General features: G+C 70.2%; 26 protein-coding genes. 18 read left to right on the top strand and 8 right to left on the bottom strand.

What is annotated here, in order from left to right; translation table 11 throughout:
- Nucleotides 1–22: 22 nt before the first annotated feature.
- From AABN02_RS08330 to AABN02_RS08305, 6 genes are read left to right on the top strand one after another with little or no spacing between them, the layout of a single operon-like run.
- Nucleotides 23–3,379, top strand: a complete 3,357-nt coding sequence (locus tag AABN02_RS08330; protein WP_338414464.1) for a LamG domain-containing protein — start codon at nt 23–25, stop codon at nt 3,377–3,379.
- 7 nt (nt 3,380–3,386) lie between these two features.
- Nucleotides 3,387–3,866 (top strand): prepilin-type N-terminal cleavage/methylation domain-containing protein, encoded by a 480-nt coding sequence (locus AABN02_RS08325; RefSeq protein ID WP_338414463.1) that lies wholly within the window; start codon nt 3,387–3,389, stop codon nt 3,864–3,866.
- On the top strand, nt 3,856–4,314 hold the full coding sequence (locus AABN02_RS08320; RefSeq protein WP_338414462.1) for a type II secretion system protein: 459 nt from the start codon (nt 3,856–3,858) through the stop codon (nt 4,312–4,314). Before AABN02_RS08325 ends, AABN02_RS08320 begins: the two co-directional genes overlap by 11 nt.
- Entirely contained in the window at nt 4,304–5,197 is an 894-nt protein-coding gene (locus AABN02_RS08315; protein ID WP_338414461.1) for a prepilin-type N-terminal cleavage/methylation domain-containing protein, read from the top strand. The genes AABN02_RS08320 and AABN02_RS08315 overlap by 11 nt, the downstream gene beginning before the upstream one ends.
- Nucleotides 5,194–5,649 carry an MSHA biogenesis protein MshP gene (locus tag AABN02_RS08310; protein ID WP_338414460.1) on the top strand — a complete coding sequence of 152 codons (456 nt, stop codon included), beginning with the start codon at nt 5,194–5,196 and terminating at the stop codon, nt 5,647–5,649. Before AABN02_RS08315 ends, AABN02_RS08310 begins: the two co-directional genes overlap by 4 nt.
- A gap of 55 nt (nt 5,650–5,704) precedes the next feature.
- Nucleotides 5,705–6,040, top strand: a complete 336-nt coding sequence (locus AABN02_RS08305; RefSeq protein WP_338414459.1) for a YkgJ family cysteine cluster protein — start codon at nt 5,705–5,707, stop codon at nt 6,038–6,040.
- 1 nt (nt 6,041) lies between these two features.
- Here AABN02_RS08305 and AABN02_RS08300 read toward each other — a convergent pair whose 3' ends face one another.
- Entirely contained in the window at nt 6,042–6,410 is a 369-nt protein-coding gene (locus AABN02_RS08300) for a translation initiation factor Sui1 (RefSeq protein WP_338414458.1), read from the bottom strand.
- 472 nt (nt 6,411–6,882) lie between these two features.
- On the opposite strand from AABN02_RS08300, the gene AABN02_RS08295 reads away from it, so the two are divergent.
- The 6 genes from AABN02_RS08295 (at nt 6,883) to AABN02_RS08270 (ending at nt 12,193) form a co-directional block, all read left to right on the top strand.
- A complete protein-coding gene (locus tag AABN02_RS08295) occupies nt 6,883–8,703 on the top strand; it encodes a methanol/ethanol family PQQ-dependent dehydrogenase (protein WP_338414457.1) in 1,821 nt (606 codons plus the stop codon).
- 210 nt (nt 8,704–8,913) lie between these two features.
- Complete coding sequence (locus AABN02_RS08290; RefSeq protein WP_338414527.1) at nt 8,914–9,279, top strand: cytochrome c; 366 nt, start codon at nt 8,914–8,916, stop codon at nt 9,277–9,279.
- A gap of 2 nt (nt 9,280–9,281) precedes the next feature.
- The gene (locus AABN02_RS08285) at nt 9,282–10,148 is read left to right on the top strand and encodes a substrate-binding domain-containing protein (protein ID WP_338414456.1); all 867 of its coding nucleotides are present in this window, start codon (nt 9,282–9,284) and stop codon (nt 10,146–10,148) included.
- 40 nt (nt 10,149–10,188) lie between these two features.
- Complete coding sequence (locus AABN02_RS08280; protein WP_338414455.1) at nt 10,189–10,944, top strand: hypothetical protein; 756 nt, start codon at nt 10,189–10,191, stop codon at nt 10,942–10,944.
- Nucleotides 10,945–10,955: 11 nt separating this feature from the next.
- Complete coding sequence (locus AABN02_RS08275) at nt 10,956–11,330, top strand: hypothetical protein (protein ID WP_338414454.1); 375 nt, start codon at nt 10,956–10,958, stop codon at nt 11,328–11,330.
- Nucleotides 11,327–12,193, top strand: coding sequence for a quinoprotein dehydrogenase-associated SoxYZ-like carrier (locus AABN02_RS08270; protein ID WP_338414453.1), 867 nt, complete (start codon nt 11,327–11,329; stop codon nt 12,191–12,193). Before AABN02_RS08275 ends, AABN02_RS08270 begins: the two co-directional genes overlap by 4 nt.
- A 17-nt stretch (nt 12,194–12,210) precedes the next feature.
- On the opposite strand, the gene AABN02_RS08265 is transcribed toward AABN02_RS08270, so the two are convergent.
- The gene (locus AABN02_RS08265; protein ID WP_338414452.1) at nt 12,211–12,762 is read right to left on the bottom strand and encodes a DUF3280 domain-containing protein; all 552 of its coding nucleotides are present in this window, start codon (nt 12,760–12,762) and stop codon (nt 12,211–12,213) included.
- On the opposite strand from AABN02_RS08265, the gene AABN02_RS08260 reads away from it, so the two are divergent.
- Genes AABN02_RS08260 through AABN02_RS08235 form a run of 6 tightly spaced genes read left to right on the top strand, consistent with a single transcriptional unit; the run spans nt 12,757 to nt 18,354 of the window.
- Complete coding sequence (locus AABN02_RS08260; protein WP_338414451.1) at nt 12,757–13,785, top strand: YncE family protein; 1,029 nt, start codon at nt 12,757–12,759, stop codon at nt 13,783–13,785. The genes AABN02_RS08265 and AABN02_RS08260 overlap by 6 nt on opposite strands.
- Nucleotides 13,782–14,330 (top strand): SRPBCC family protein, encoded by a 549-nt coding sequence (locus tag AABN02_RS08255; RefSeq protein WP_338414450.1) that lies wholly within the window; start codon nt 13,782–13,784, stop codon nt 14,328–14,330. Before AABN02_RS08260 ends, AABN02_RS08255 begins: the two co-directional genes overlap by 4 nt.
- A 3-nt stretch (nt 14,331–14,333) precedes the next feature.
- Entirely contained in the window at nt 14,334–15,332 is a 999-nt protein-coding gene (locus AABN02_RS08250) for an MBL fold metallo-hydrolase (RefSeq protein ID WP_338414449.1), read from the top strand.
- A 29-nt stretch (nt 15,333–15,361) separates the two neighbouring features.
- Nucleotides 15,362–16,189, top strand: a complete 828-nt coding sequence (locus AABN02_RS08245) for a quinoprotein dehydrogenase-associated SoxYZ-like carrier (RefSeq protein ID WP_338414448.1) — start codon at nt 15,362–15,364, stop codon at nt 16,187–16,189.
- Nucleotides 16,186–16,716, top strand: a complete 531-nt coding sequence (locus AABN02_RS08240; RefSeq protein WP_338414447.1) for a thioredoxin family protein — start codon at nt 16,186–16,188, stop codon at nt 16,714–16,716. The genes AABN02_RS08245 and AABN02_RS08240 overlap by 4 nt, the downstream gene beginning before the upstream one ends.
- 30 nt (nt 16,717–16,746) lie before the next feature.
- Nucleotides 16,747–18,354 (top strand): ATP-binding protein, encoded by a 1,608-nt coding sequence (locus AABN02_RS08235; protein ID WP_338414446.1) that lies wholly within the window; start codon nt 16,747–16,749, stop codon nt 18,352–18,354.
- On the opposite strand, the gene AABN02_RS08230 is transcribed toward AABN02_RS08235, so the two are convergent.
- The 6 genes from AABN02_RS08230 to AABN02_RS08205 are packed head-to-tail and all read right to left on the bottom strand — an operon-like array spanning nt 18,343 to nt 24,206.
- On the bottom strand, nt 18,343–19,011 hold the full coding sequence (locus tag AABN02_RS08230) for an HAD family phosphatase (RefSeq protein ID WP_338414445.1): 669 nt from the start codon (nt 19,009–19,011) through the stop codon (nt 18,343–18,345). The two genes, AABN02_RS08235 and AABN02_RS08230, sit on opposite strands and share 12 nt — an antisense overlap.
- A 36-nt stretch (nt 19,012–19,047) precedes the next feature.
- Nucleotides 19,048–19,581, bottom strand: a complete 534-nt coding sequence (gene fae / locus AABN02_RS08225; RefSeq protein ID WP_338414444.1) for a formaldehyde-activating enzyme — start codon at nt 19,579–19,581, stop codon at nt 19,048–19,050.
- Nucleotides 19,582–19,607: 26 nt separating this feature from the next.
- Nucleotides 19,608–20,447, bottom strand: a complete 840-nt coding sequence (locus AABN02_RS08220) for a formylmethanofuran dehydrogenase subunit C (RefSeq protein WP_338414443.1) — start codon at nt 20,445–20,447, stop codon at nt 19,608–19,610.
- A complete protein-coding gene (gene fhcD / locus AABN02_RS08215) occupies nt 20,444–21,334 on the bottom strand; it encodes a formylmethanofuran--tetrahydromethanopterin N-formyltransferase (protein ID WP_338414442.1) in 891 nt (296 codons plus the stop codon). The genes AABN02_RS08220 and fhcD overlap by 4 nt, the downstream gene beginning before the upstream one ends.
- Complete coding sequence (locus AABN02_RS08210) at nt 21,331–22,992, bottom strand: formylmethanofuran dehydrogenase subunit A (RefSeq protein WP_338414441.1); 1,662 nt, start codon at nt 22,990–22,992, stop codon at nt 21,331–21,333. Before AABN02_RS08210 ends, fhcD begins: the two co-directional genes overlap by 4 nt.
- Entirely contained in the window at nt 22,989–24,206 is a 1,218-nt protein-coding gene (locus tag AABN02_RS08205; RefSeq protein WP_338414440.1) for a formylmethanofuran dehydrogenase, read from the bottom strand. The genes AABN02_RS08210 and AABN02_RS08205 overlap by 4 nt, the downstream gene beginning before the upstream one ends.
- Nucleotides 24,207–24,324: the final 118 nt, after the last annotated feature.

Here is a 24,324-nt window from a genome sequence, read left to right as displayed (position 1 = left end):
GATGGGCAGCGGGCGGCACACCGTGGCTGGACTCCTGTGGCGCCTGCCAGGGACCTGGCTGTGGCTGTGGCTGTTCCTGCTGCCGGGGCTGGCACACGCCGGCACCTACGCACCGCGCAGCGACACCTACGCCTGGGAGTCGACCGCCAACGCGGTGACCTGGTCCCGCGCCTGCACCGACTACCCGGTGGACGATGACCAGATGTCCGTCAGCTTCACGGGTGGGTTCACCTTCCGGCTGGCCGGCATCAACTACACCAGCGTGCGCATCCTCTCCAACGGCATGCTGCAGTTCGGCACCGACAACGGCCTGTTCCGCATCTTCACGAACACCACGTTGCCCACAGGCGCCGTGCCTTCCCGCAGCCGCTGCACCTCCGGCGCCACCGGCAACACCCTGATGGCGTACTGGACGGACCTGAACCCGGCAGCAGGGGGAACCGTCACCTGGGAGCAGAAGGGGTCGGCACCGAACCGCTACTTCGTCGTGTCCTGGAATGACGTGTTCCAGTTCAACACCAGCACACCGTACACCTTCCAGGTCATCCTGTACGAGAACGGCGAGTTCAAGTACCAGTTCGGCAACGCCAATGCCAGCGGCTCGAACGCCACCATCGGCGTGCAGCTCAGCAGCACCGACTACACGCTCTACGGCTACAACAGTGGTTACAACGCCAGCGGCAGCGCGATCCGCTGGTACATCCCGAACACCCTCCCGAACAAGGTGGCGGAATTCCGCTTCGAAGAGTCGAGCTGGAATGGCACGGTGGGCGAGGTGGCCGACAGCTCCGGCAACAGCAACAACGGCGTGCGGGTCGGCACGGCCACCAATACCGCCAGCGGCTACCTCTGCCGGGCGCTGTCCGTGCCGTCGAACATCAACAACACCATCGCGGGGGTCGACTCGTCGGTGCAGGTCAGCACCGTGCTCGGCTCGAAAGGCTCGCTCTCGCTCTGGTACGCCGGCAACAACACCTGGGCGAGCACCACCGGCGTGCTGATGGATGCCACCACCAGCACAACCCGACCCTTCCACCTTTCCGTGCAGGCGGGTGTACTGAAGCTGATGGTGTCGGACAGCGCCGGCGTCATCCTCACCGCCAGCAGCCCGGCGCAAAGCGTCGCGGCGAACACCTGGACGCACATCGCCGCCACCTGGTCGCTCTCGGGCGTTGCCACGCAGAGCACCCTGAAGCTCTACATCAACGGCAGCCAGGTCGCCACGACGTCCGGCACCACCAATGGGCTGATCGACTCCTCGATCGGCTCGCTGATGCTCGGGGACAACCGCAGCACGGTCACGTCCGCCGGTGGCACCCTGAACTCCGCCGACGGACGGCTCGACGAGGTCCGCCTCTACAACTACGACCTCACGCTGGCACAGGTCGCGCTGGAAATCTCCCAGACCCACGCCTGCCCCATCACGCTGCACCACCTGGAAGTCCGCCACGCCAGCGGCACCGGCGTGACCTGCACACCGTCGACGCTCACCATCGCAGCCTGCCAGGACGCCAGCTGCAGCACGCCCTACACCGGCGGCGTCACGGCGACGCTGTCCTCCAGCGCCAGCGTCGTCTGGGCCGACACCGCCACCGTGACCATCCCGAGCGGCAGCAGCACGGTCGACCGCCGCGTGCAGCTCACCACCGCCGGAACGACCCTGCTCGGCGCCACCTCCAGCGCGCCGACCGCCAGCAACGCGACCACCTGCAACTTCGGCGGCCCCGCCTGCACGTACACCGCCAGCGCCAGCGGCCTGCTGCTCACTGCGTCGAACCAGCTGGCCGAGAGCAGCGGCAACACGCTGACCGTGCGCGCCGTGCGCTCCTCGGACAGCAGCAGCCAGTGCGTGCCGGCCATCACCGGGGCGAAGTCGATCACGCTGAAGTGCGCCTACCTGAACCCGTCCAGCGGGACGCTGCCCGTGCGCATCAATGCCACCGCCGTCAACGCCACCAGCAACGCCGCGGCGGCCTGTGACGCCACGGGCCGCGCCACCCCGCTGACCTTCGACGCCACCGGCACCGCCAGCGCCACCCTCGTCTACGCGGACGTCGGCCAGGTGCAGCTCACCGGCACCTACACCGGCAGCGCCGCCAGCAACGACACCGGCCTGACGATGACCGGCAGCACCAGCTTCATCGCCTCGCCCGCCTCGTTCGAGTTCACCGCCTACCCGACCGGCACGACCCGCGCCGGCAGCGCCTTCTCCGCCACGCTGCGCGCCCGCAACAGCGCCGGCAACACGGCGCCCAACTTCGGCCGCGAGTCCCCCACCGCGCAGACCCCGACGCTCACCCACGTCAAGGCCACGCCCACCGGCACCGGCAGCAGCAGCGGCACCTTCTCCGGCAGCCTCGGCGCCTTCAGCAACGGGAGCGCCACCGCCAGCAACCTCGTCTGGAGCGAAGTCGGCCGCATCGACCTGAAAGCGGATCGGGCCAGCTACCTCGGCACCGGAACCGCCGTCACCGGCAGCACCGGCGTGGCCGGCACCGCGCTCGGCCGCTTCATCCCGCACCACTTCGACGTGGTCGCCACGCCCGCCTGCGGCAGCTTCAGCTACGCGGGCCAGCCCTTCACCGTGAGCCTCATGGCGATGAACGGCCTGGGCACGCCGACCCGCACCGTCAACTACGACGGCAGCGGCGTGCTCACGCCGTCCTACGCGCAGGCGGTGACGCTGTCGGACGCCGCCGCACTCGGCCTCGGCAGCTTCGGCAGCACCGCCACGGTCGCCGCCAGCCGCTTCAGCACGGGCGTCGCCTCGGCCACCGGCGTGGCCTACAGTTACACCAGCAAGACCAGCGCCCCCGGCAGCCTGACCCTGCGCGCCATCGACGCCGACAGCGTCAGCTCCAGCGGCGCGCTGGAGCCGGCCATGCCGCTGCGCAGCGGGCGGCTGTGGCTGTCCAACGTCTTCGGCTCGGAAAAGACCGCGCTGCAGCTGCCCGTGCAGGCCCAGTACTGGACCGGCAAGACCTGGGCGCTCAACAGCGCCGACAGCTGCACCACGGCGCCAGCGGCCTCCGTCGTGCGCGCCGGCTATCTCAACTACCAGGGCAGCGCCACCGCGGCCTGGACCACCACGCCGGGTGCCCTGACCATCCTCGGCGGCAACGGCACGGTCAGCCTGTCCGCGCCGACGCCGGCGGGCAGCACGGGCAGCGTCGATCTGGCGCTGAACCTGGGCAGCACGGGTACCGACGCGAGCTGCCTGTCCAGCCACCCGGCCAGCACCGGCGCCGGCCTGGCCTGGCTGCGCGGCCGCAACGGCAGCTGCGCCAGCACCTGGGACCGCGACCCGGCCGCCCGCGCCAGCTTCGGCGTCGCCAGCCCCGAGACCCGCAAGACCGTGCATGTGCGCGAGCTGTACTGAGCGTGACATGAGCCCGCACCGCCCTGCCCTTGCCCACGGATTCACGCTGCCGGAGCTGCTCGGCGTGATCGTGCTGACCTCCGTGCTGGCGGTGTTCGCGATGCCGAGCCTGGACGGCGTCTTCGGCTTCCGCGACGAAGCCTGGCGTGGCGAGCTGATCGCCGCGCTGCGCAACGCCCGCCAGACCGCCGTGGCCCACCGCCGGCTGGTCTGCGTGAACATCACCACCGGCGGTGTCAGCCTGCGCATTGCCGCCGCCAACCCGGCCAGCGCCTGCTCCGATCCGCTCGTCGGCCCCGATGGCCAGAGCGTCTACGCCACCGGCAGCGGCACGGCCACCGCGCTGAGTCCGGCCGGAACGGTCTACTTCCAGCCCAGCGGCCGCGCCACCACCGACGCCGCCGGCACCACCAGCGCCAGCTGGCAGATCAGCATCACCGGCCAGACCGCCATCACCGTGCTCGGAGAAACCGGCCATGTCGAGTAGGCGGCGCACACGCGGCATGACGCTGATCGAGCTGGTCATCGCGATCCTGATCCTCGGGGTCGGGCTGGCCGGCGTACTGCTGGCCTACTCGACCGTGACCCGCGGCTCGTCCGACCCGGTGGTGCGCAAGCAGCTGCTGTCGATCGCCGAGGAGATGCTCGAGGAGATCCAGCTCAAGCCCTACGCCGCAGCCGCCAACGCCGCTGCGGGCGGCTGCGCACGCACGACGTGGAACGACCTGATGGACTACCACGGCTACACCACGACCAGCCAGATCTGCACCATCGATGGCACACCGGTCGCCGCCCTCGCCGGCTACTCGCTGCGCGTGACGGTGCAGGCCGCGAGCTTCGGCGGCATTTCGGCGGCGCGGCGCATCGACGTCACCGTCAGCCGCGGCAGCGACCAGCTCACCCTGACCGGCTGGCGACTGGACTATGCGAGCTGAGCGCGCACGCGCCGCGCGGGGGTTCACCCTGCTGGAGCTGCTGCTGGTGATCGTCATCGGCGGCGTCATGGCGGCCTCGCTCACCGTGTTCTTCCGCCCGGCCTTCGACAGCTACCTCGCGACCCGCAACCGCGCCGACCTGTCCGCGCAGGCCGACGCCGCGCTGCGCCGGCTGGTGGGCGAGGTGCGGCTGGCGGTGCCGAACTCCGTGCGCAGCCCCGGCAGCCAGTGCGTCGAGATGGTCCCGACCCTGACCGGCGGGCGCCTGCGCATGGCCGCCGACACGGTCAACGACAGCACCCCCGGCTGCACGCCCTCGGCCAGCTGCTCCGCGCCACTCGACACCACCGCGCTGACCAGCGCGCTCGACGTGCTCACGCCGCTGTCGACCGTGCCGGCGGTCGGCGACTGGCTGGTCATCGGCAACCAGTCGCCCAACGACGTCTACAGCGGCAGCAACCGCGCCGCCATCTCCACCATCAGCACGCCGAACCCGGCGTTCGGGCTGCACCGCCTGGCCATCAATCCGACGCAATTCCCGCTCGGCTACGACGGCGGGCGCTTCAGCGTGGTCAGCGCCAGCCAGCAGGCCGTCTTCTACGTCTGCAGCGGCGCGGACGGCTCGCTGGATGCCAATGGCACCGCCCGCGGCACCCTGGTCCGCCTGTCCGGCTACGGCTTCAATGCCAGCTACCCGAGCGCCTGCCCCTCGGTCGCAGGCGGGCAGACCGTGCTCACCGGCCTGAGCCGCTGCACCATCACCTACGACCCCAACCAGGGCGCGACGCAGCAGAACGGCTTCGTCTACCTCCAGCTCGAACTGACCCGGCGCAACGAAAGCGTGTCGCTGGTCGTCGGCGCCCACGTGTCGAACGCGCCATGAAACGCCTCCATCCGCATGCATCCGGCGGCTTCGGCGCCATCGCGGCCATCTTCGTGCTGGTGGTACTGGCCAGTCTGGCGGCGGCCATCGTGCGGCTCGGGCAATCGACGCAGACCGGCTCGGCGCAGGACATCCTCGGCGCACGCGCATGGGCCGCTGCGCGCGCCGGCACCGAATGGGGCCTCTACCAGGCGCTCAAGGGCAGCTGGACCACTTGCAGCGGCGCCAGCCAGACGCTGGACCTGCGTGCGGACATCGGCATGCGGGTCACCGTGAGCTGCTCGTCGACCCTCTACAACGAGGGCGAGAACACCAGCGGAGCCGCCCAGACGCTGCGCGTCTACACGGTCAACGCGGTCGCCTGCAACAGCACCAGCGCCTGCCCGGACAACGCCCGCGCAGTGCAACCCGGCTACATCGAACGCCGGCGCCAGGTGCAGGCGGCGCAGTGAACGTGGCGCAGCGGCTGCCGGCCGGACGGCCGGCTGCGCTATCGTCACGCCCACCATGAGTGATGCCCCCAATCCCTGCCTGAGCTGCGGCGCCTGCTGCGCGAGTTTCCGCGTCGATTTCTCGACACAAGAATTGCAGTCCTGCGGCGGCTGCGTGCCCGACGGACTGACCGTCGAGGTCAACGAGGGCACCGCCCGCATGCGCGGCACCGACCACGCCCGCCCGCGCTGTGCCGCGCTGGTCGGCACGGTGGGCGTGAAAGCCGGCTGCGGGATCTACGAGTGGCGACCTGGGCCGTGCCGCGAATTCGGGATGCTGGCGCCACTCGGACGCGGCGACGACGCCTGCGGGCGGGCGCGGCGGCGGCACGGGATGGCGCCGCTGGATTGATTCACCCCCCGGCGCGCTTGGCCTTCCAGCCCTTCGCGGCGAGGTAGGCCAGCACCTTGTCGCAGTGGTCGCCCTGCACCTCGACCACGCCGTCCTTGACCGTGCCGCCGCTGCCGCAGGTGGCCTTGAGCGCCTTGGCCAGCGTGGTCAGCGCCTCGCCTTCCAGACCGAGTCCCTTGACCAGCGTCACGCCCTTGCCGGCGCGGCCCTTGGTCTCGCGCGACACGCGCACGATGCCGTCGGCCGAGACGGACACGGCGGCCGCCGCGTTGCAGACGCACTGCGCCATCGGCTGGCGGCACTGCGGACACATGCGGCCGCTGTCGGTCGAGTAGACGAGGCCGCCGGAGGAGGAACGGGACTGGTTCATGGGCAAGGGACCGGCTCGGGTTGCAACAAGGTCGCCAGCATACGGGCAGCGGAAAGTGTCCGGATCACACCGCGCAATGGGGTGCAACACTTTGCTCCGAATCTGAGGGCGCCCGGCCACCGGAACCCGTGCGCGCCAGGCGATCCCTGCGGACCAGGATCCTGCGGCCCCTCGGTACTTTCCCTGTGCACCGCCCTCGCCGGCCCGCCGGACACCCCTTTCCGACCACTTCCGGCGGCCCGTTACCAGGGTTTCCACGCACGCTTTGGCACCGGTCGGCACAGATCGGCACCCTGCAGCAGCACGCGGGCACCGCGGCTGTGCATGGCCCTGCGTCCATGCATCCGAATGGGCACGGTAGTTGCGAAAAAGAGGGGGTGTGACAGGTCGCGTCAGGTTCCGGTGGTTGCCGGCGACTCCATGTCCTCCCCCGTCAGAAGACCACCCGTGATCGTGAGCAAGGAGACATTCCATGAACGCATCCGTCGAACGGAGCAACTGGCTGGTACGTGGCGCCTGCGTGGCACTGATGAGTCTGCCCACCCTCGCCTTGGCCAATGCCGACGTCGAGAAAAACATCGCCAATTCCAAGAATTGGGCGACGCAGGCTGGCGACATGTTCAATCAGCGCTACAGCAAGCTCAACCAGATCAACAAGGGCAATGTCGGGAAGATGCAGGTCGCCTGGACCTTCTCGACCGGCGTGCTGCGCGGCCATGAAGGCTCGCCGCTGGTCATCGACGGCACGATGTACCTGCACTCGCCGTTCCCGAACAAGGTGTTCGCGATCGACCTGGAAACCCAGAAGATCCTCTGGAAGCACGAGCCCAAGCAGGACCCGGCCGTGATCCCGCAGATGTGCTGCGACACCGTCAACCGCGGGCTCGCCTATGCCGAAGGCAAGATCTTCCTGCAGCAGGCCGACTCCAACCTCGTGGCCCTGGACGCCAAGTCAGGCAAGGTGCTCTGGACGGTCAAGAACGGCGACCCCAAGCTCGGCGCCGTCAACACCAACGCGCCCCACGTCTTCAAGGACAAGGTCATCACCGGCATCTCCGGCGGCGAATGGGGCGTGCGCGGCTTCCTGGCCGCCTACGACATCAACACCGGCAAGCAGGTCTGGAAGGGCTATTCGGTCGGCCCCGACAGCGAGATGCTGATGGACCCGGTCAAGTCCACGACCTGGGCCGATGGCAAGGTCACGCCGGTCGGCCCCGACTCCTCGCTGAAGACCTGGAAGGACGACCAGTGGAAGACCGGCGGCGGCACCACCTGGGGCTGGTACAGCTACGACAAGGCCACCAACGCCGTCTACTACGGCTCCGGCAACCCCTCCACCTGGAACCCCTCGCAACGCCCGGGCGACAACAAGTGGTCGATGTCGATCTGGTCGCGTGACGTGGACACCGGCAAGGTCAACTGGGTCTACCAGATGACGCCGTTCGACGAGTGGGACTTCGACGGCATCAACGAGATGATCCTGGCCGACATCCCGGTCAAGGGCAAGCCGACCAAGGCCCTCGTCCACTTCGACCGCAACGGCTTCGGCTACACGCTTGACCGCGTGACGGGCGCGCTGCTCGTGGCCGAGAAGTTCGATCCGACGGTCAACTGGGCTACCCACGTGGACATGAAGTCCGGCAGACCGCAGGTGGTGGCGAAGTATTCGACCGCGAAGAACGGCCCGGACGTCAACACCAAGGGCATCTGCCCGGCCGCACTCGGCACGAAGGACCAGCAGCCAGCCTCGTTCGATCCAAACACCGGCCTGTTCTACGTGCCGACGAACCACGTCTGCATGGACTACGAGCCGTTCAAGGTCGAGTACACCGCCGGCCAGCCTTACGTGGGCGCCACGTTGTCGATGTTCCCCACGCCGAACAGCCATGGCGGCATGGGCAACTACATCGCCTGGGACGCCGGCACCGGCAAGATCGTGCAGACCAAGGCCGAGAAGTTCTCGGTGTGGAGCGGCTCGCTCAACACCGCGGGCGGGCTGAGCTGCTACGGCACGCTGGAGGGCTACCTGAAGTGCGTCGATGCCAAGGACATCAACAAGGAGCTGTTCAAGTTCAAGACCCCGTCCGGGATCATCGGCAACGTGTTCACCTATGAGCACAAGGGCAAGCAGTACATGGGCGTGTTCTCCGGCATCGGGGGCTGGGCCGGCATCGGCATGGCCGCCGGTCTGGAGAAGGACACCGACGGTCTGGGCGCCGTGGGCGGTTACAAGGAGCTGAGCCAGTACACCGAACTCGGTGGTTCGCTGACCATCTTCGCGCTGCCCAACTGAGCCAGGGAAATCACCAGCACCCGCAAGCGGTGAACGGCGTTGAAGGGTGGAAGAACCGATGCCGTTCACCTTGTCCAAGGCCGGAGCGATCCTGGAACAGTCGCCCCGGCCCTTTTTGCCACCACCCGGCCCCTGGAGACCACGCCCGTGAGACGACCCACTGCACTGCTCCCGCTCCCGCTTCCGCTGCCGGCCCTGTGTGCCGCGCTCCTGCTGACCGTCCTCGGCGCCTCGGCCTCGGCCCAGGACAAGGCCGCCCCGCTCTACACCGTGCAGGAAGGCTACAAGGTCGACGCCGACACCATGAAAGGCTTCCGCACCTGGCGCGCCGCGGCCTGCGACCGCTGCCACGGCGCCAACCAGGAAGGCATGGTCGGACCCTCGCTCGTCAACAGCCTCAAGACGCTGACCAAGGAAGAGTTCATCACCACGGTCACCAACGGGCGACTGGAAAAGGGCATGCAGAGCTTCGGCAACAGTCCCGTGGTGATGGACAACATCAACCAGCTGTACGCCTACCTGAAGGGCCGCTCCGACGGCGCCATCACGCGGGCCAAGGTCGAGGAGATCAAGTAGCCATGTCCGCCAAGACCGCCACCGCATCCGCCGCGGCACTGCTGCTGGCCGCCCTGGTGGTGGCACCGCTGGCCGCCAGCGCCCAGGACAGCGAGCGCAAGGCGCTGCGCGTCTGCCAGGATCCGAACAACCTGCCCTTCTCGAACGTGGCGGGTGAAGGCATCGAGAACAAGCTCGCCGAGCTGTTCGGCCGCGTGCTCGGCCTGCCGGTCACCTACTACTCCTTCCCCGCCCGGATGGCCTTCATCCGCAACACGCTGCGCTACAAGCTGCCGGGCGAGGATTTCCGCTGCGACATCGTGATGGGCGTGCCGGTCGGCTTCGACCAGGTCTCCGTCACCAAGCCCTACTACCGCTCGACCTACGCGCTGGTCTACCCGAAGGGCAAGGGACTCGACGAGGTGCATTCGACGCTCGACTTCCTCGGCCTCGGCCCGGATCGGCTGAAGAAGCTGCGCATTGGCGTCTACGACCGCTCGCCCGCGTCCGAGTGGCTGAACAAGCACCAGCTCGTCGAGCAGGGTGTCCCCTACCAGATGCTCAACGCCGATCCGGCCCAGTACCCCGGCGAGCTGCTGGAAAAGGAACTCGCCAGCGGCAAGATCGACGTGGCCATCGTCTGGGGCCCGATCGCTGGTTTCTTTGCCAAGCGCGTCAGCGCCCCTCAGCTCGTGGTGGTGCCGATGAAGTCCGAACCCGGCGTGCGTTTCGACTACGAGATGGCCATGGGCGTGCGCTACGGCGAGCGCGAATGGAAGCAGCAGATCGAGCAGGTGATCGAGTCGCACCGGCCCGAGATCCGGGCGATCCTGAACGACTTCGGCGTGCCGCTGGTCGACGACGGCAGCGCCACCGCCGCCCAGCGCTGAGCTGTCCCTGCCTCCCACCGTGCGCCCCGGAGAAGCCCGCATGAACCGCCCGACCCTGACCCGGCTGCTGGCATGCCTCGGCCTGATGGCCACGCTCTCGGCCGTGCCCGCACTGGCCCAGACCTCGCCACCACCGCCCGATTTTTCCGCCGCGGAACGCCTGCTGCTGATGGGCGACCAGCTGAAACAGGTCCAGCCGCCGACCACGCTGCGCTACCACTTCCAGCACGGTGGCACGCTCGAAACGCCCTTCGAGGACCAGGTCAGCATCCAGCTGACCCGACAGGCCGACGGGAAGTGCTGCGCCGCCACCGGAGAGTTCCTCACCGGCGAGCGGCGTGTCACGCTGCCCGAGGTCGAGAATGCGCAGGGCAACCCGGTCACCCTGTACTTCCTGGAACACGACATCCGCGAGATGCAGCGCCTCACCAAGGGCCAGGCGAACTACTTCCGCAAGCGCATCCGCATGGCGCTCTACCAGGGTGCGCAGGTCCGGGACGTCCGCTTCAGCTACCGCGGCCAGAGCCTCGCCGGCCAGGAAATCGTGATCGAGCCCTACCTCGACGACCCGAACCGCGTCCGCTTCGAGCAGCTGGCACGCAAGCAGTACGTGTTCCTGATGTCGGACGCGGTGCCCGGCAGCGTGGTCGCGATCCGCACCTCCGCCAGCGCCGAGGGCAGCGCCAGCCCGCTGATCGAGGACACCCTGTGGATCGACGGCGCCACACGACCAGCCCCCACCGCCTCGGCCTCGGCCTCTGCCGCGCTGAAGCGGACCCAACCCCTGCGCCCCTGAACGGAGTCTCCATGCCCCAGCCCTCCGCCGCCGCCCGCCGCCTGGCAGCCGTCTTCGCCCTCCTGCTCGCCGGTGCCGGCGCGGCTGCTGCCCGTGACAACGATTTCCCCACCGTCGACCGGGTGCTCTACGTCCAGGAATGCATGCGCAGCCACCCGGGTGGCGGGCACTACGAGATGGTCAACAAGTGCGCCTGCGCCCAGGAGCACCTGGCCGCCGAGATCCGCTACGACGACTACGTGAGCTTGTCCACCGCCTCGAACGCCACCACCATCGGCGGCGAGCGCGGCGGCTACATCCGCGACAACGAGCCGCTCCAGGAACAGATCAAGCGCTACCGCGCACTGCAGACCCGCGTGAAGAAGGCCTGCTTCGTGATCCCATGAACGCCCGCCCCGACCGACTGCACCCGACCCGCCGGGCCCTCCCGGCCACGCTGCTGGGCCTGGCCGCCGCCGCGCGGGCGCAGTTGCCGGCCGGGGATGATCCGGAAGCGAGCCCGCGCTGGCAGGCTGTCCGCGCAGCGCTGTTCGGCAACCGGCCGATCGACAGCGCCCCCGGCGGGCAGGTCGTGCTCACCGCGCCGCGCCGGGCCGACGATCCAGCCTTCGTGCCGATGGCGCTGCGCAGCACGCCCGGCACGCTCCACCCGGACACGACACAGTCTGTGCAGCGCCTGACACTGGTGATCGACAACAACCCGTCGCCAGTGGCCGCCGTGATCGATCTGCCGCCGGACGGCGCGCTGCCCGACATCGAGACCCGCACCCGGGTGGACGAATACACCTTCGTCCGCGCCATCGCTGAAACCCGCGACGGCCGGCTGCTGATGGCCACCCGTTTCGTCAAGGCCTCCGGCGGCTGCTCGGCCCCGCCGGGTGGCGACGACGCCGCGGTGCAGGCCGCGATGGGCCGCATGCTGTGGCGCGCCGATCCCGCCGAGGTCAGCGCCAGCCTCGCCAGTGGCACGCCGCTGACCGTGCAGTGGATGGTCCACCACCCCAACCATTCCGGCCTGGCCATGAACCAGGCGACGCGCCAGTTCACCCCGGCGCAGTTCGTGCGCAGCATGCGGCTGTGGCAGGGCGAGCGGCTGCTGCTGTCGGCGGAAGTCGACTTCGCGCTGAGCGAGAACCCGACGCTGCGCTTTCGCTTCGTCCCGCGCGGCACGGGCGAGCTGCGCGCCGAGGCCATCGACACCTTCGACCGCCGCTTCAGCGGGTCGATCGCGCTGAAGGATCTGCGGTGACGCCGGGACGGTGGTGGCTACAGGCCGTAGCGCGGCTGGCGCGCGCGGCGCTCGACCATGTCGCGCAGCATGTAGTCCACGCCGCGGCGCCACGACTCGTCGTTGTCGCCGCGGATGTCCACCGACTTGGTCAGCGCCATGCGGTCCTCCGGCACGTCCCACACCGCGAAGTTGAGGTTGAGGATCAGGTTGCTGACCCGCTGCACCCAGCCCACGCCGACCAGCCGCACCTGTGCTGCCTGCGCGACCGGGTCCAGGCAGCCGTTGCAGCGGTGCAGCAGGTCGACGCTGCGGCGCACCTGTTCCACCGCCGCCGTGGCGCTGTCCGACGCGACCACCCGGTACAGGCCGCGCTCGTCCAGCCCGCGGGCCATCTGCGCGCCGATGCGGGCCAGCCGGGGTGGCTGCAGCGCGGTGCGCGCCGGATCGGGCTGTTCATCGATCAGCTCGAAGCCGGCGAAGGCCAGCCCCGGCACCTCGGCCTGCGCCCGCAGTCCGCCGACGGGCAGCCACAAGGCCCCGAACAGCAGCGTGCGGCGGCGGATGGCATCGGCGGTTTCTCCATGCATGGGGATCTCCTTCTTGGCCTGGAACACCTGGGACAGATCGCCCCACGCTGCAAGCCGCGTGCCTTGCTCACCACGGCGCTGGCGCTGCTGCTCGCCGGCCCGGTGGCGGCCGCCGGCCCCGCCAGCCCGATCTGCACCTGTGCCTACATCACCAACCAGGGCAGCCACGATGTGACGGTGATCGATGCCGACACCCTGCGCGTCGTCGCCACCGTGCCGGTCGGCAAGGCGCCGGCCGGGGTGGTCGCGGCCAGCCGGCGCGGCGAGGTCTTCGTCGCCAATGCCGACGACCACAGCATCTCGGTCATCGACATGCAGCGCCAGCAGGTCAGCGCCACCTTCCCCGGCGGCCAGGGCAGCGTCGGTCTGGACGCCAGCGCCGACGGGCGGCGGCTCTTCGTCGTCGACTGGTACGGCGCCGCGCTGCAGGTGGTCGACAGCGCCAACCGCCAGACCATCGCCCGCGTTCCCCTGGGTCCGGCACCGGCGGGCGTGGCCGCACTGCCAGACGGCACGATGGCCTGGGTGGCCGAGCGCGACGACAACCGCGTCGCGCTGGTGGATGTCGCCCGCGCCGAAGTCGTGGCGCGTGTGCCGGTCGGCGAGCACCCGTTCGCGCTGCTGCTGGACCCGGCACGCCAGCGGCTCTACGCACTCAACGTGCGCAGCGACAGCGTCTCGGTCATCGACACCCGCACCCGCACCGTGGTCGCCACGCTGCCCACCGGCAAGGCCCCCTACGGCGCGGCCCTCGCCGACCAGGGCCGCCGGCTCTACGTCACCAACCAGCACGACGACACCGTCAGCGTCTACGACGCCGACACCCTGCAGACGCTGCAGACCCTCACCGGTTTCGGCTACCCGGAGGGCATCGCCGCCCGGGGCGCGCAGGTCTTCGTCGTCAACTGGATGGACGACAACGTCCAGGTCCTCGACGCCGCCAGCGGCCGGCACATCACCACCCTCGCCACCGGCCGCAACCCGCGCGGCTTCGGCGCCTTCATCGGGACCCCTGCACCATGAACCGACGCCCCTTCACCCTGCGCCTGGTCGCCCTGCTCGGCGGCGCAGCCCTCGCCGCAGGCCTGCCGTTGGCCGCCCAGGCCCACGGCCCGACCCGCCAGAAAGTCACCGAGACCGTCACGATCGAGGCCCCCGCGGCCACGGTCTGGGCGCGCATCCGCGACTTCGGCGCGCTCAAGGACTGGCACCCCGCCGTCGCCGACAGCCCCGCGAACCAGGGCAATGCGGTCGGCTCGGTGCGCCTCGTCCAGCTCAAGGGCGGCGGCGAGCTGACCGAGACGCTGGAGGGCTACGACGACGCGCAGATGAAGTACAGCTACCGCCTGAAGGACGGCAGCCCGCTGCCGGTCAGCAACTACACCTCGACCATCCGCGTCACCGACGCGGGCGGCAAGGCGCAGGTCGAGTGGCGCGGCGCCTTCTACCGCGGCTACCCGAACAACGACCCGCCGCCGGACCAGAACGACGAAGCCGCCGTCAAGGCCATCACCGGCGTCTACCAGAGCGGGCTGGCCAACCTGAAGCAGCTGGTCGAAGGGAAATGAGCCATGCCCGCGCCGGACACGGACGCCCGCCGCCGCCGGCTGCTGCTCGGACTGGCCGCGCTGCCGCTGGGCTGCGCGACCGGCCCCGCGGCCACCGGCGATGAGGTGGCGCGGGAGGTCGCCGACGGCGTCTTTCTGCTGCCCGGCGTGCGCGGCGAGATCGGCCCCGACACCCGCGGCCGGATCGGCAACGCCGGCTTCATCGTCGGCCCGGGCGGCGTGATCGCCATCGACAGCGGCACCTCGCACCGGCACGGGCTGGCGCGCCTGGCCGCGATCCGCCGCGTGACCGCGCAGCCGCTGCGGGCGCTGGTGCTCACCCAGGCGCGGCAGGAATTCCTCTTCGGCGCCACCGCCTTCCAGGCCGCGGGCGTGCCCGTGGTGATGCACCGCGACGCCATGCGCCTGATGACCGGGCGCTGCGAGGGCTGCCTGAAAACGCTGCACCAGTTGCTCGGCGCTGGCGAGATGGCCGACACCCGGGTGCCCCAGATCGAGCGCGTGGTCACGGACGCGGAGGTCGATGCGGGGACCGCCCTGCCCGACATCGGCCGCCCGGTCCGGCTGCTCGCGCCCCCGCCGGGCCGACTCGCCGCCAGCCCCGGCCACCTCGCCGTGCTCGACACCCGCACCGGCACCCTGTTCGCCGGTGCCCTGCTGGATGCCGGGACCATCCCCGATGTGCAGGATGCCGACCTCGCCGGCTGGCACGCGGCGCTGGCCGAGTTGCGCGCGTTGCCGCTGCGACAGGCGATCCCTGGCCACGGCCCCGCCGCCCCGGCAACCACGCTGATCGACCGCGTCGAGCGCTACCTCACGCAACTGGCGCAGCGCACCGCCGCGCTGCTCGCCGCTGGCGTGCCGCTGAGCGAGGTCGCCGACGCCACGGAGCTGCCCGACTTCGCCGGCGACGACCACTACGACACCACCCACCGCCGCAACGCCTCGATCGTGTTCCTGCGGCAGGAACGGGCGCTGATGCTCGGCCCCACCCCGCACTGAGCCCACCGCCGTACACCAAAGGACGCACCATGCCCATCCACCCCGCCCGCCGCCGCCTGCTGGCCCTCGCGCTGTGGCCGCTGGCCGCCCGCGCGGCCGAGGGTGGCCTGCCCACCAACGTCGGCCACGGCGACAGCTCGAAACAGTGGGAGCATCTGCGCGGCCAGCTCTTCGGCACGCGCCCGATCGCCAGCGGCGCGGACAGCCTGATGCAGCTCGTCGTGCCGCTGCGGGCGGCGTATGGCGCGTCGGTGCCGGTGAAGATCGTCACCCGGGTGCCGCAGACGCCCGAGCGCTACCTGAAGCGCCTGACCCTGCTGGTGGACAAGAACCCCTCGCCGGTCGCAGCCACGCTTGACCTGACCCTCGCGCTCGGCCAGGCTGACTTCGAGACCCGGCTGCGCGTGGACGAGTACAGCCACATCCGCGTCATCGGCGAGCTGGACAACGGCGCGCTGCACATGGACTCGCGCTACGTGAAGGTCTCGGGCGGCTGCAGCGCGCCGCCCAACCGCTCGGCGCCGGAGCTGATCGGCCGGACCCGGTTTCGATTGCCGGAAGGACTGCACCCCGGCGCCGTCACGCCCGTCGAGGTCAGCGTGGTCCATCCGAACGACACCGGTTTCGAGCTGAACCAGGTCACCGTGATGTACATCCCGCCGCACTTCGTGCGCCGCGTGCAGGTGGCCTACGCCGGCCAGCGGCTGTTCGATGCCGAGACCGATTTTTCGGTCAGCGAGAACCCGAGCTGGCGCTTCAACTTCGTGCCCCGCGAGCGCGGGCTGCTGACGGCCGAGGTCGAGGACACCAAGGACGGGCGATTCACCGGCTCGCTCGATCCCTGGGCTGCCTCATGAAGACGCTGCACACCGCCGTGATGGCGCTGGCGGCCGTCCTGTCACTCGCGGCGCAGGCAGCATTCCCGACCGCGTATGCGCCGGTCGAGGTCCAGCCGCAAGTCAGCGCCAGCGGGCAGTACGAATTCGACCTGCGCCCCGCCCAGCAACGCGCGCGGCGCGAGGGCAAGGCGCTGTACGTCTACCTCGGCGCCAGCGACTGCCCCTACTGCCGCAAGTACGAGCAGTTCCTGGCGGCCAACCTGCGCGAGCTGGTGCCGCGCTTCGCCCCGAAGTACCTCGTCGTCGATCTGCGCAGCCAGCTCTCCGTCACCGACCGCCAACTCATCCTGCGCACCGAGGCGCTGCGCCTGCCCTACGCCGACTTCCAGCGCGCCATCGGCGACCAGCGCGCGCGGCTGCTGGTCTACCCGAGCGTGTGGTTGCTGGACGCCGCCAGCGGCAAGCCACTGATGCAGATGCCCGCCGGTGCAGGCACCTTTCAGACGGTGCCCGAGCAGATCGAGATCCTGGACCTCGTCGAATGAAAACGAACGAGGTCGGTCTAAACTGAAGCGATGAATGCCTCCGCCGCCGCACTGCCCCGTCTCAAGCTGCCCGTCGGCCTGCAAAGCTTGGCCAAGCTGCGCAGCGAACATTGCTACTACGTGGACAAGACCGGGCTGGTCATGGACCTGATCGAGTCCGGGACACACTATTTCCTGAGCCGCCCCCGCCGCTTCGGCAAGAGCCTGCTCATCGACACGTTCAAGGAACTGTTCGAAGGGAACCGAGCGCTGTTCGAGGGCCTGGCGGCCGAGTCGCGCTGGGACTGGTCGCGCCGCTACCCGGTGATTCGCCTGAGTTTTTCAGGAGGCGTGTCGCCCGCGGGCACCGGGCTGGTCCAGCGCATCCGCGACAACCTGCGTGTCAACCGCGAGGCACTCGGCCTGCCGCTGCCCACCGGTCTGCCTGGCGACGACCTGCCCGGCAACTTCGCCGACCTGATCCGGCAGGCGCACCGCAGCCGCGGCGAGCGGGCGGTGGTGCTGATCGACGAATACGACAAGCCCATCCTCGACAACATCACCGACCCGGTCGTGGCGCGCCAGATGCGCGAGGGGCTGAAGGACGTGTACGCGGTGCTCAAGGACACCGACGAGCACCTGAAGTTCGTCTTCCTGACGGGGGTGAGCAAGTTCAGCAAGGTCAGCCTGTTCTCGGGCCTGAACAACCTGACCGACCTGACGCTGGACCCCCGCTACAGCGCGCTGTGCGGCTACACCGACGACGACGTGGACACCGTGTTCGCGCCGGAGCTGCCGGGGCTGGACCGCGAGGAGATCCGCCGCTGGTACAACGGCTACAACTGGCTCGGCACCTCGGTCTACAACCCCTTCGACCTGCTGCTGCTGTTCCGCAACCGGCAGTTCCGCCCCTACTGGTTCGAGACCGGCACGCCCACCTTCCTCGTCGATCTGCTCGCCGCCCGGCGCCCGTTCACGCCGGACCTGGGCCACATCGTCGCCACCGACACGCTGCTGTCCACCTTCGATGTCGAGACGTTGCAGCCCGAGGCGCTGCTGTTCCAGGCCGGCTACCTGACAATCGACAGCGTCTGGGAGATCCCGGGGCGGCGCGAGCTGACGCTGAAATACCCCAATCTGGAGGTCCAGGCCAGCCTGAACGACAGCCTGCTGCGACACCTGTCGGGCAGTGCCGAGATCCCCGAGCCGCAGATCAGCCGCCTCTACCGCGTGCTGCTGGCGGGTGATGTGCCGGCGCTGCGCCCGCTGTTCCACGCCTTCTTCGCCAGCATCCCGCACGACTGGTACCGCCGCAACGCGCTGTCCGGCTTCGAGGGCTATTACGCGAGCATCTTCTACAGCCACTTCGCCGCGCTCGGACTCGATGTCCGCGTGGAGGACACGACGAACAAGGGCCGCATCGACATGGCGGTGCTGTTCGGCGGGGTGGTCTGGCTGTTCGAGTTCAAGGTCGTCGAGCTGACGCCCCAGGGCCACGCGCTGCAGCAGCTCAAGGACCGCGACTACGCCGGGAAATACCGTGGCCGCGGCGAGCCGATCCACCTGATCGGGGTCGAGTTCAGCCGGGAAGACCGGAACGTGGTCGGGTTCGAGGTGGAAACGATCCCGGCCACGCGCGACCCAGACTCAGTGCGCTGACGGGTCGATCACCGGCCAGCCCTGCGCCAGCGCATGCGCCCGCAGCCGCGCGTCCGGCGACACCGCCACCGGGTCGCTGACCGCCTGCAGCAGCGGCAGGTCATTCGCCGAGTCCGAGTAGAACCAGCTCCGCCCCACCGTCTGCAGCGTGTGGCCCTGCGCGGCCAGCCAGCGCTGCACATGGTCGATCTTGTGGCCGCGGTAGCAGGGCTCGCCCTCGACCTCGCCGGTGCGGTGGCCGCGGGCATCGACGGCGGATTCGCTCGCCAGCAGGTGCGGCACTTCGAACAGCGCCGCCAGCGGCTCGGCCAGGAAACGCGGCGTCGCGGTGACGATGGCGCAGAGGTCGCCGCGCGCGCGGTGGCCGTCCACCAGCGCCCGGGTTGCGGCCGGCACCCGCGGGCGCAGGTGTTCGCGGAAGTCGTCGATCCAGCGCGCCACCTCGGCCGGTGGCACCTCGCGCAGCGCGCCGACGTTGGCGCGCTGCATCTCGCGGATGTCGAGCGTGCCGGCGGCGTACTGGCGGCAGTGGTCGAGGTAGGTCACGCGCACCGCGTCGTCGAACACGCCACGGGCGATCAGGAAATCGGTCCAGGCGAGTCCGGTGTCGAAGGGGATCAGCGTGTGGTCGAGGTCGAAGAGGGCAATCTGCAGCATGGCGCCATCATGCCCCGAGCGCACGACCTCGCCGTGTCAGCTCCAGTCGTCCATGTCGTGGCGGATCGCGTGGCGGTTGGCGATCAGCTCGTCGATGGTCGGCTCGTTGTTCAGCGCCCGCCACAGCGCCAGCTTCGTCGCCTCGTAGTTGGTGCGGTACATGTCCTTCTTGTCGAGGTTCGGGTCCTTGGCGCAGCGCGGGTCGATCCACACCAGGCTGACGATGCAGAGCTGGTTGACCAGGTCCTTCGGGATCAGGCCCTCGATCACGCAGTCGAGCACCGCGTCGGCGGTGGCGCTCTGGACCACGCCGCCGAACAGGTCGATGTTGGCCATGTCCTTGAGCGTGACCTTCGGGACGGTGATGGTCGCCGGGCGCACGAGCTGGTTGCAGGCGCGGATCGCGAACATCGCGGTGTGGCCCTTGCTCTGCGCCATCATGTTGGCAAAGGCCTGCCCGACCGGGCCGTCGACGCGGCCGATCAGGATCTCGGGCATCGCGTCGGTGAACTGGCCCTCGGCGGCCAGCACGGTGGCCTCGCCGGCATGGAAGGTGTACGGCAGTGACATCGGGGGAACTTCCTTTCAGGTGACGATCAGGTGACAAGGAGCAGCTCGCCCAGGCCATCGACCGCCAGATCCCCGCGCAGGCGGTGAACGGCGCGGCGCGGCAGGTCGGCGAGCGCGGGGAAATCGGTGTGGCGCGCCAGGTCACGCGCCATCAGTTGCCAGGCGACGGCCATCTCGCCCCCGCCGGGCACGAAGCCGGGCAGCACCATCGGCGCCACCGTCGGATCCGCGAACAGCACGCTGCCCCGGCGCATGCCCCAGGCCGGATGCACGCCGCAGCGCCCGCCGAGCACGACCGTGCCCGCCACCAGCCGCGAGGCCGCGAAGTCGCCGACCGCACCGCCGACGAGGACCGTGCCACGCCGCATCCGGTCGGCGAGCCGGTCGCCCGCGCGGCCACGCACGGCGAGCAGCCCGCCGCGCATGCCGTCCATGCTGCCGGGCAGCGTCGACGCCGCGAAGTCGCCGATGTCGCCGTCGATGTGCAGCGCGCCACCGCCCATCTCGCAGCCGACCAGATCGCGCGCCGAGCCGTGCAGCCGGACCACCCCACCGCGCATCTGCACACCGAGACCATCGCCGACCGAGCCGTCGATGCGGAGCCGTCCGGACGCCATCTGGTGGCCGATGTGGTCGACGCGGGACAGGTCGCCGACGAGGTGCAGCGCCGCCTCGGTGTCAGCGTCGGCGTCCTGCGTCGCCTCGACCGTGAACCACTCGGCCAGCGGCACGAGGTCGCGGCCATAAGCCAGCGGCAGGCGCTCGACCTCCGCGACGGACAGGCCGGCCAGCGCGTCGGGCCGCACGCCGCGCAGGTCCAGCCGCAGCGCAGGCATCTGGCGCAAGGTGAGTCGATGGCCGCTCATGGCGTCAACCTGTGCAGGTGAAAGTGGAACGGCCCGAGCTTGCCGCCGTAGTTGCCCGCCGAGATCCGCAGCAGCCCGCCCGCAGTGCCCAGCGCCACGCCCGCCTCGATGCCGACCCGCATGGCCGCCGCCACCGCCGCCTCGCTCAGCCCGTCGATGACGATTTCCATCACGCAGCCGATGCGCTCGTCGAGTTCACTGCGTCTGGCCAGCCCGCGCAGCGTCGGGCAGAAGGCGTCGTTGGTGGACGCCATCAGCGCCGGATACCGGCTGCCAACTTTCGAGCCCGAGCGCACCACGCCCCCCGGGAACGGCAGGACCACGTCCGGCAGCCGCCGCATCGCCGTGACCGCCGCCTCGGCCGCCGCGAGCGCGGCATCCGTGTCACGCGCCAGGAACAGCAGATTGCCGCCCCCGACGCCCTTGACCACCGGCGTCGTCTCCTGCGCGACGAACTCGCCGTCCATCACCGGCACGCGCCAGTAGCGCACGCCGCCGATCACCTTCGACTGCTGCCAGCCGTCGCCGAAGAAACGCAGGTTCTTGCCCAACGCGATCGGCTCGCCCTCGCGCAGCCCGGCGAAGACCGCCGTGGTCGGGCAGGTCAGCACACATTGCCCGACGCGGCGTTCGACCTGCTTGGCCAGTTCCTTGCCGCTCATCGCGAACAGCAGCACCGCAAGACCCGGCCGGCCATCGGGTGTCTCGTCGGCGGACAGTTCGCGCTCGATGCCCGCCTCGCAACCGCAGGCGATCACCGAGGTGGCGAAGCCCGTGGCGGCGACGGCGGCGTGGCGCGCCCAGGTGAGGTTGTGCGCGGTGATCAGCAGCCGGGTCGCCTTCATCGGGAAGGCTTCGGCGAAGGTGTCGTCGATGAGGACCGTCATGGCGTGTCCCGATCCTGGCCTTGCAGACAGGCCACCGGCAGCAGCGCCCCGCCCCGGCCGCAGACGCACAGCTCGTCGTGGCCGATGACGAGGTGGTCGGGGTTGACCGAGCCGTGGCGGGCGTGGCGGCGGCGCAGCGTCTGGGCGAAGGACAGGTCGTAGTCGGGTGCGACGAAGTGCGTGCCGCCGACCGGTTCGGCGGTGAGGCGGCCGGCGCGGGAGACGAGCACGCCGTCCTTGAAGACCAGTTCGGGCGCGGTGAACATGCGCTCGCGGTCGGCGTCGTCGCGGTAGACCGCGATGTCGGCCGCCGCGCCCTCGCCCAGGTGGCCGCGGTCGCGCAGGCCGAGCAGCTTCGCCGGCGCGGCGCGGGTCAGGATGGCGATCTCCTGCAGCGTCAGCTCGCGGGTGATCGACTTCAGCGCGCTGAACTGCGCGACCTCGGGGTGCAGCTTGGCGAGTTGCTCCTCGCGGAAGGACCGGTCCATCAGCAGCCGGATCAGGTGCGGGTAGCTGGTGAAGGGGCCGCCGTTCGGGTGGTCGGTGGTCAGCACGATCTGCCACGGGTTGCGCACCAGCAGGAAGATCTCCAGCCCGATCGCCCATTGCAGCGCGTTGACATAGCTCGACTCGCGGTAGCGGAAGGGCAGCACGCCGCAGCCCGCCTCGCACTCGATGTCCGAGAAGATCGCCTTGCGCGGACTCGCCAGCCCGGCGTTGGCGAACTGGCGCATCGTGTCGCCGGAGGCGGTCACCGTCTGGCCGAAGATGATCTGGCCGACATCGACGCTGAGCTGCGGCCGCGCATTGACCGCCTCGGCCAGCGCCAGCGCGGCGGACGAGAACTTCTTCGGCCCCTCGTTGCCGTAGGCGTGGAACTGGACATGGGTCAGGTGCGCGGGCAGGCCTTCGAGCGCGTCGATCGTCTCCAGCGTGGACGCGATGTTGCCAGCGGCGCCAAGGTTGCTGCCGTGGATGTGCAGCGGGTGCGGCACGCCGAGCGCGTGCAGCCCGCGGGCCAGCGTGTGGACCACCTGGCGCGGCGTGACCTGCCAGCGGGTGTGGGCCTCGTCCACGTTCAGGCGGCGCTGGTTGAACTTGAAGGCCGAGATGCCGCCCGGGTTGACGACCTTGACGCCCATCGCCTTGGTCGCGTGCAAGGTCCAGCCGATCAGGTCGCGGAACTCGTCCGGGTGGGCACCCTCGGCCAGCATCTGCAGGAACAGCTCGTCGTTGCCGAGCATCACGTAGGCGCCGTGGTCGAGGATGGGGGTGTCGCCCATCTCCATGTGGGCGTGGCGGGCGTTGGTGGCGACCATCGCCGGCTCGAAGGCCGCCGTGTAGCCCATCTGCACGTAGCGCCGGCCGGTGTCGCGCGTGCCGGGCGTGATGTGGCGACACGGGTCGTCGTCGCCGCCGCGGTGGTTCTCGGGGAGCAGCAGCCGGGCGAGGTTGACCTTGCCGCCGCCGATGTGGGTGTGCAGGTCGATGCCGCCGGCCAGGACGACGCAACCGCTCGCGTCGAAGGACTCGTCGGCCGGCTCGCCCGGCGCCAGCTGGCCGATGCGCCCGTCGCGCACGACGAGGTCGCACACCACGCCGTCGACGCCATTGGCCGGGTCATGCAGGCGGCCGCCGTGCAGTCGGATCGTGCTCATGCGGCCGCCCTCCCCGGCGCCAGGGCCTGCATCAGCACCTCCACCACCGCACCCACGGTGGGCAGGTCGTTGTCCTGCAACGCGTGCAAGGGCATCAGCACGACGCCGTCCGCGCGGAACAGATGGCCGTCGGTGTGAACGCCCGGCGTCGCCACCGGAATGAACACCGTGTGCCGCTCGTCACCCAGCTGCGCCGCCAGTGCCGGCAAGCCGAGCACGATGCGCGGCAACCCGGTTGCGGCCGGCACCCCGCCCGCCACCAGACCCGGAAAGCTCGCCACCCACAGCAGCAGATCGACCGCACCGTCCTCCAGCAGCCGCTGGGCGCCGAAGCGCAGCGGATCGTGTTCGAGCCCGCGCGGGCCGTGGCGGCTGCGCAGCGGCAGGCCCGTGCGCCAGGCGTGGACGTACTGCGCGGTCATCGCGCCGTCTCCGCCGCCGATCGGCAGCGCGGCGGCGCGGGTGGTCTGGTTCAGCCGCTGGATGAGCTGCATCAGGCGCTCGATGCACAGCGCCGCGTGGGGGCCGAGCTGCGACGGCTCCCAGACCAGCACGGTGTAGCGTGCGGCCTTGAGCTGCGCAGCCAATGTGGCCAGCGCCGGGTACGCCAAGGCCTCGGCCGCCGCGGGTGACTTCCCGGCCACCAGCAGGTGCAGCCGCACGAGCGTGTCGGGCAGATCCCCCGGCGCATCGAGGTACACGATCTGCGGGGGCGTGGTCCGGCCGTCGAGCACCCGCTCCAGCCACCGCGGCGCCCGAGACAGCAGCCCGCTCCCGAGCACCACGATCAGGTCGGCGTGTTCGCGCACCTCGGCCAGCGTGGTGCTGTAGCCGCCGCGGTCCTGCTGCGCCCGCAGCGACTGGCTGAGCGGCTCGCCCGCCGCGGCATCACAACACGCGCCGCTCAGCTCGGCCAGCGTGGTCAGCGCCCGGGCACCAGCGACATCGGTGCCCCAGCCGCCGATCAGCGGCTGGCGGCTGCGGGCCAGCCGCTGCACCGCCGCCGCCAGCGCGGACTCCAGCGTGGCGGGCTGGCCGTCGATGCGCGGCGCACCGGCCACGCCAGAGGGGGCCGCCGTCTGCCGCAACCCCGCTTCGGCGAGCGCGCAGCCAGTGGCACTCGCCGGGCGGTCATCGCACAGCAGCGGACAGAAGGGACAGGTCCAGACAAGGCTCGGATCAGGGCGCATGCCCATCGCAGAGGCAATCGGCATGCCACACGGCCCGCGGGGGAAAACGCCCGCTGACCCGACTGGACTTGCCACAGAGTGTGGCGTTTCAGCACCAGGCTGCCCGCGGCAACCGGCAAGAACCGCATGGCCGGCGTGGCAC

It is taken from the genome of uncultured Sphaerotilus sp., assembly GCF_963924895.1.
Classification (GTDB): Bacteria; Pseudomonadota; Gammaproteobacteria; order Burkholderiales; family Burkholderiaceae_C; genus Sphaerotilus.
Note: the sequence above shows the minus strand (reverse complement) of the source record. Positions and strands in the feature narration are given on the sequence as shown.

Bases quoted from the DNA above. Each gene is read 5' to 3' on its own strand.
- AABN02_RS08325 (WP_338414463.1), top strand. From the start codon at position 3,387: ATGAGCCCGCACCGCCCTGCCCTTGCCCACGGATTCACGCTGCCGGAG.
- AABN02_RS08300 (WP_338414458.1), bottom strand. From the start codon at position 6,410: ATGAACCAGTCCCGTTCCTCCTCCGGCGGCCTCGTCTACTCGACCGAC.
- AABN02_RS08260 (WP_338414451.1), top strand. From the start codon at position 12,757: ATGCATGGGGATCTCCTTCTTGGCCTGGAACACCTGGGACAGATCGCC.
- AABN02_RS08220 (WP_338414443.1), bottom strand. From the start codon at position 20,447: ATGAGCGGCCATCGACTCACCTTGCGCCAGATGCCTGCGCTGCGGCTG.
- AABN02_RS08320 (WP_338414462.1), top strand. From the start codon at position 3,856: ATGTCGAGTAGGCGGCGCACACGCGGCATGACGCTGATCGAGCTGGTC.
- AABN02_RS08245 (WP_338414448.1), top strand. From the start codon at position 15,362: ATGCCCATCCACCCCGCCCGCCGCCGCCTGCTGGCCCTCGCGCTGTGG.
- AABN02_RS08205 (WP_338414440.1), bottom strand. From the start codon at position 24,206: ATGCCGATTGCCTCTGCGATGGGCATGCGCCCTGATCCGAGCCTTGTC.
- AABN02_RS08275 (WP_338414454.1), top strand. From the start codon at position 10,956: ATGCCCCAGCCCTCCGCCGCCGCCCGCCGCCTGGCAGCCGTCTTCGCC.
- AABN02_RS08270 (WP_338414453.1), top strand. From the start codon at position 11,327: ATGAACGCCCGCCCCGACCGACTGCACCCGACCCGCCGGGCCCTCCCG.
- AABN02_RS08255 (WP_338414450.1), top strand. From the start codon at position 13,782: ATGAACCGACGCCCCTTCACCCTGCGCCTGGTCGCCCTGCTCGGCGGC.
- AABN02_RS08240 (WP_338414447.1), top strand. From the start codon at position 16,186: ATGAAGACGCTGCACACCGCCGTGATGGCGCTGGCGGCCGTCCTGTCA.
- AABN02_RS08305 (WP_338414459.1), top strand. From the start codon at position 5,705: ATGAGTGATGCCCCCAATCCCTGCCTGAGCTGCGGCGCCTGCTGCGCG.
- AABN02_RS08210 (WP_338414441.1), bottom strand. From the start codon at position 22,992: ATGAGCACGATCCGACTGCACGGCGGCCGCCTGCATGACCCGGCCAAT.
- AABN02_RS08295 (WP_338414457.1), top strand. From the start codon at position 6,883: ATGAACGCATCCGTCGAACGGAGCAACTGGCTGGTACGTGGCGCCTGC.
- AABN02_RS08230 (WP_338414445.1), bottom strand. From the start codon at position 19,011: ATGCTGCAGATTGCCCTCTTCGACCTCGACCACACGCTGATCCCCTTC.
- AABN02_RS08235 (WP_338414446.1), top strand. From the start codon at position 16,747: ATGAATGCCTCCGCCGCCGCACTGCCCCGTCTCAAGCTGCCCGTCGGC.
- AABN02_RS08315 (WP_338414461.1), top strand. From the start codon at position 4,304: ATGCGAGCTGAGCGCGCACGCGCCGCGCGGGGGTTCACCCTGCTGGAG.
- AABN02_RS08310 (WP_338414460.1), top strand. From the start codon at position 5,194: ATGAAACGCCTCCATCCGCATGCATCCGGCGGCTTCGGCGCCATCGCG.
- fhcD (WP_338414442.1), bottom strand. From the start codon at position 21,334: ATGACGGTCCTCATCGACGACACCTTCGCCGAAGCCTTCCCGATGAAG.
- AABN02_RS08285 (WP_338414456.1), top strand. From the start codon at position 9,282: ATGTCCGCCAAGACCGCCACCGCATCCGCCGCGGCACTGCTGCTGGCC.
- AABN02_RS08250 (WP_338414449.1), top strand. From the start codon at position 14,334: ATGCCCGCGCCGGACACGGACGCCCGCCGCCGCCGGCTGCTGCTCGGA.
- AABN02_RS08265 (WP_338414452.1), bottom strand. From the start codon at position 12,762: ATGCATGGAGAAACCGCCGATGCCATCCGCCGCCGCACGCTGCTGTTC.
- fae (WP_338414444.1), bottom strand. From the start codon at position 19,581: ATGTCACTGCCGTACACCTTCCATGCCGGCGAGGCCACCGTGCTGGCC.
- AABN02_RS08280 (WP_338414455.1), top strand. From the start codon at position 10,189: ATGAACCGCCCGACCCTGACCCGGCTGCTGGCATGCCTCGGCCTGATG.